2 tRNA genes and 3 rRNA genes are annotated in these 5,402 nt (G+C 50.2%); all 5 read left to right on the top strand.

The features are described 5' to 3' along the window. Positions 1-225: 225 nt before the first annotated feature. The 5 genes from CJD38_RS18255 (at position 226) to rrf (ending at position 5,360) form a co-directional block, all read left to right on the top strand. A 16S ribosomal RNA gene (locus CJD38_RS18255) occupies positions 226-1,753 on the top strand. A gap of 93 nt (positions 1,754-1,846) precedes the next feature. Further along, positions 1,847-1,923 (top strand) — tRNA-Ile (locus tag CJD38_RS18250). Between the two features lie 29 nt (positions 1,924-1,952). Continuing rightward, positions 1,953-2,028: transfer RNA gene (locus CJD38_RS18245), tRNA-Ala, on the top strand. A 234-nt stretch (positions 2,029-2,262) separates the two neighbouring features. Continuing rightward, positions 2,263-5,136, top strand: a 23S ribosomal RNA gene (locus CJD38_RS18240). 110 nt (positions 5,137-5,246) lie between these two features. Further along, a 5S ribosomal RNA gene (gene rrf, locus CJD38_RS18235) occupies positions 5,247-5,360 on the top strand. The 16S, 23S and 5S rRNA genes sit together here with 2 tRNA genes alongside, the layout of an rRNA operon. Positions 5,361-5,402 lie beyond the last annotated feature (42 nt).

Genomic DNA, 5,402 nt, shown 5'->3' with positions numbered 1-5,402 from the left:
TGTAGAATTCGCCTCCCCGCTGACGCCGCTTTGAAGTTTTGAAGCGAGCCGACAGCCAGATCTTTAACAGTCAAAGCAAGTAATTTGTGTGGGTGCTTCCGTGTACGGTGACGAAGTCACAGTAGTACATTTGAGCATCAAGTGAGCCAAGTTATATTGAGTCCACGTGATGACTCTAACGATTCTGAAGACCCGCAAGGGTTCAGGAATCTATCCGATTAGATTTAATTGGAGAGTTTGATCCTGGCTCAGATTGAACGCTGGCGGTATGCCTAACACATGCAAGTCGAACGAGGTGTAGCAATACATCTAGTGGCGGACGGGTGAGGAATACATAGGAATTTACCTTTAGGTGGGGGATAGCCCAGGGAAACTTGGAGTAATACCGCATGATCTCGTGAGAGCAAAGCAGGGGACCGCAAGGCCTTGCGCCTTTAGAGGAGCCTATGTCGGATTAGCTTGTTGGTGAGGTAACGGCTCACCAAGGCGACGATCCGTAACTGGTCTGAGAGGACGATCAGTCACACTGGAACTGAGACACGGTCCAGACTCCTACGGGAGGCAGCAGTGGGGAATATTGGACAATGGGCGAAAGCCTGATCCAGCAATACCGCGTGTGTGAAGAAGGCCTTCGGGTTGTAAAGCACTTTAAGCAGGGAAGAAAAAATTCAAGCTAACATCTTGAGTCTTGACGGTACCTGAAGAATAAGCACCGGCTAACTCTGTGCCAGCAGCCGCGGTAATACAGAGGGTGCAAGCGTTAATCGGATTTACTGGGCGTAAAGCGTGTGTAGGTGGTTGGGAAAGTCAATTGTGAAAGCCCCGGGCTCAACTCGGGAACTGCTTTTGATACTGTCTGACTAGAATTCGGTAGAGGGAGGCGGAACTCCAGGTGTAGCGGTGAAATGCGTAGATATCTGGAAGAACACCAATGGCGAAGGCAACCTCCTGGGCCTGAATTGACACTGAGACACGAAAGCGTGGGGATCAAACAGGATTAGATACCCTGGTAGTCCACGCCGTAAACGATGACAACTTGACGTCGGTTTGCTCTGCGAATCGGTGTCGTAGCTAACGCGATAAGTTGTCCGCCTGGGGAGTACGGCCGCAAGGTTGAAACTCAAAGGAATTGACGGGGGCCCGCACAAGCGGTGGAGTATGTGGTTTAATTCGATGCAACGCGAAGAACCTTACCTGGTCTTGACATCTATGGAAGACTGCAGAGATGCGGTTGTGCCTTCGGGAACCATAAGACAGGTGCTGCATGGCTGTCGTCAGCTCGTGTCGTGAGATGTTGGGTTAAGTCCCGCAACGAGCGCAACCCTTGCCCTTAGTTGCCATCATTTAGTTGGGCACTCTAAGGGGACCGCCGGTGACAAACCGGAGGAAGGTGGGGATGACGTCAAGTCATCATGGCCCTTATGACCAGGGCTACACACGTACTACAATGGTGTATACAGAGGGTCGCCAACCCGCGAGGGGGAGCTAATCCCAGAAAGTACATCGTAGTCCGGATTGGAGTCTGCAACTCGACTCCATGAAGTCGGAATCGCTAGTAATCGCCGATCAGCATTTGCGGCGGTGAATACGTTCCCGGGCCTTGTACACACCGCCCGTCACACCATGGGAGTTGGTTGCACCAGAAGTAGATAGTCTAACCGCAAGGGGGGCGTCTACCACGGTGTGGTCAATGACTGGGGTGAAGTCGTAACAAGGTAGCCGTAGGGGAACCTGCGGCTGGATCACCTCCTTTATAGTAAGCTTCTCGCGTTGCGGAAGCATCCACACAAGTTACTTGCTCATACAGAGATTAAAGATGCTTCGCATCTTTGACTCACCCGAGTCCGGGTCTGTAGCTCAGTTGGTTAGAGCACACGCTTGATAAGCGTGGGGTCGGTGGTTCAAATCCACCCAGACCCACCAACTTCAGCAAGACCACCAAAGGAATCACCGGGGCCATAGCTCAGCTGGGAGAGCATCTGCTTTGCAAGCAGAGGGTCGTCGGTTCGATCCCGACTGGCTCCACCATTTTGGTTGACGAAAGCATCTTTCAATAGATGTTTTCCTGAACCTGAGTGTATATCGGGTATGTAACTGTTCTTTAAAAATTAGGTTTGTAGTTAAACACTGTAACATTTATTTATTTAACGAAAGTTGATTAAACTCAATGCCATAGGTGCTTAACGGCGAAAATTATCTAGTAGTAGTTGTATGGTTGCTCGTATGTCCAAGAGCATTCTTCAAGAATGTTTGAGGTTATATGATCAAGCGACCAAGCGCATCTGGTGGATGCCTTGGCGGCAACAGGCGATGAAGGACGTAGTAGTCTGCGATAAGCTTCGGGGAGCTGACAAACAAGCTTTGATCCGAAGATTTCCGAATGGGAAAACCCGGCACGCAAGTGTCATCTTTAACTGAATACATAGGTTATTGAAGCTAACGCGGTGAACTGAAACATCTAAGTAACCGTAGGAAAAGAAATCAACCGAGATTCCGCAAGTAGTGGCGAGCGAACGCGGATCAGCCCTTAAGTGTATGAAACATAGCAGAACAGTCTGGAAAGGCTGGCCATAGTGGGTGATAGCCCCGTATGCGAAATGCCAAATACATGAAATTGAGTAAGGCGAGGCACGTGAAACCTTGTCTGAATATGGGGGGACCATCCTCCAAGGCTAAATACTCGTTGCCGACCGATAGTGAACCAGTACCGTGAGGGAAAGGCGAAAAGAACCCCGGAGAGGGGAGTGAAATAGAACCTGAAACCGGATGCGTACAAGCAGTCAGAGCAGACTTGTTCTGTGATGGCGTACCTTTTGTATAATGGGTCAGCGACTTACTAGTCTGTTGCGAGGCTAACCGTTTAGGGGAGCCGTAGGGAAACCGAGTCTTAATAGGGCGATTAGTAGCAGGCTGTAGACCCGAAACCCGTCGATCTATCCATGAACAGGGTGAAGTTGTGGTAACACACAATGGAGGCCCGAACGTACTACTGTTGAAAAAGTAAGCGATGATTTGTGGATAGGAGTGAAAGGCTAATCAAGGCGGGTGATAGCTGGTTCTCCTCGAAAGCTATTTAGGTAGCGCCTCGTGTATAACTGTAGGGGGTAGAGCACTGTTACGGTCTGGGGGGAGCACAAGTTCCTACCCAACTGTTGCAAACTCCGAATACCTACAAGTTCAGCACGGGAGACACACGGTGGGAGCTAAATTTCATCGTGAAAAGGGAAACAACCCTGACCGCCAGCTAAGGTCCCAAAATTTCAGCTAAGTGGTAAACGATGTGGGAAGTCATAGACAGCCAGGATGTTGGCTTAGAAGCAGCCATCATTTAAAGAAAGCGTAATAGCTCACTGGTCGAGTCGGCCTGCGCGGAAGATGTAACGGGGCTCAAGCTGAATACCGAAGCTGCGGATTTGCAATTTATTGCAAGTGGTAGAGGAGCGTTCTGTAAGCCTGTGAAGGTGACTCGTAAGGGTTGCTGGAGGTATCAGAAGTGCGAATGCTGACATGAGTAACGATAATGACGGTGAAAAACCGTCACGCCGTAAGCCCAAGGGTTCCAGCGCAACGTTATTCGGCGCTGGGTGAGTCGGATCCTAAGGCGAGGCCGAGAGGCGTAGTCGATGGAAAGCAGGTTAATATTCCTGCACTTGTTGTTACTGCGATGGGATGACGGAGAAGGTTAGGTCAGCCACCTGTTGGATGGTGGTTTAAGCACGTAGGTAGGTCTCTTAGGCAAATCCGGGAGATTATTTCTGAAATGTGACGACGAGGCCCTTTAGGGCTGAAGTGATTGATACCCAGCTCCCAAGAAAAGTCTCTAAGCTCCAGGTAACAAGAATCCGTACCCTAAACCGACACAGGTGGGCGAGGAGAGTATCCTAAGGCGTTTGAGACAACTCGGATGAAGGAACTCGGCAAATTTGTACCGTAACTTCGGGATAAGGTACGCCCTCATTAGGTGTTAAAGCCGAAGAGGGCCGCAGTGAAGAGGGGGTTGCGACTGTTTATCAAAAACACAGGACTCTGCAAACACGAAAGTGGACGTATAGGGTCTGACGCCTGCCCGGTGCTGGAAGGTTAATTGATGGGGTTAGTCGTAAGACGAAGCTCTTGATCGAAGCCCCAGTAAACGGCGGCCGTAACTATAACGGTCCTAAGGTAGCGAAATTCCTTGTCGGGTAAGTTCCGACCTGCACGAATGGCGTAACGATAGCCCCACTGTCTCCATCCGAGGCTCAGTGAAATTGAAATCGCTGTGACGATGCAGTGTTCCCGCGGCAAGACGGAAAGACCCCGTGAACCTTTACTATAACTTTACACTGGATTTTGAGTTTGTTTGTGTAGGATAGGTGGGAGCCTTTGAAGCACTGGCGCTAGCTGGTGTGGAGGCGTCCTTGAAATACCACCCTGATAAACTCGAAGTTCTAACCTCGCTCCATTATCTGGAGTAGGGACATTGTATGGCGGGTAGTTTGACTGGGGCGGTCTCCTCCCAAAGAGTAACGGAGGAGTGCGAAGGTTAGCTCAGCGCGGTCGGAAATCGCGCTCTTGAGTGCATAGGCATAAGCTAGCTTGACTGCGAGACAAACAAGTCGAGCAGGTACGAAAGTAGGTCTAAGTGATCCGGTGGTTCTGTATGGAAGGGCCATCGCTCAACGGATAAAAGGTACTCCGGGGATAACAGGCTGATACTGCCCAAGAGTCCATATCGACGGCAGTGTTTGGCACCTCGATGTCGGCTCATCTCATCCTGGGGCTGTAGCAGGTCCCAAGGGTCTGGCTGTTCGCCAGTTAAAGAGGTACGCGAGCTGGGTTCAGAACGTCGTGAGACAGTTCGGTCCCTATCTGCCGTGGGCGTTTGATATTTGAAAGGAGTTGACCTTAGTACGAGAGGACCGGGTTGAACGAATCTCTGGTGTTCCGGTTGTCACGCCAGTGGCATCGCCGGGTAGCTATATTCGGACGGGATAACCGCTGAAAGCATCTAAGCGGGAAGCCCACCTTAAGATTAGATATCACGAGTCTTTAAGACTCCTAAAGTGCCCAAGTAGACTATTTGGTTGATAGGTGAGGTGTGGAAGTGCGGCAACGCATGAAGCTAACTCATACTAATTGCACGTGCGGCTTGATCATATAACGCTCAAGCATTTTTGACGTTTTGTACTGATGGTATTGAGGTTGTTACAGTGTTTAACTACAAACCAAATTCGATGAACTGATCCGTCAGTTCGTCAGCCAGTTTGCCTGGCGGCAATAGCGAGTTGGAACCACCTGTTCCCATCCCGAACACAGAAGTGAAACGATTCAGCGCCGATGATAGTGTGGCAAGACCATGCGAGAGTAGGACACTGCCAGGCTCTTAAATAGAAATCCCCCAACATTTGTTGGGGGATTTTTTT

Origin of the sequence: Stenotrophobium rhamnosiphilum (assembly GCF_003052265.1) — a bacterium.
Lineage (GTDB): Bacteria > Pseudomonadota > Gammaproteobacteria > Nevskiales > Nevskiaceae > Stenotrophobium > Stenotrophobium rhamnosiphilum.
This window is presented reverse-complemented; position numbering and strand designations above follow the sequence as displayed.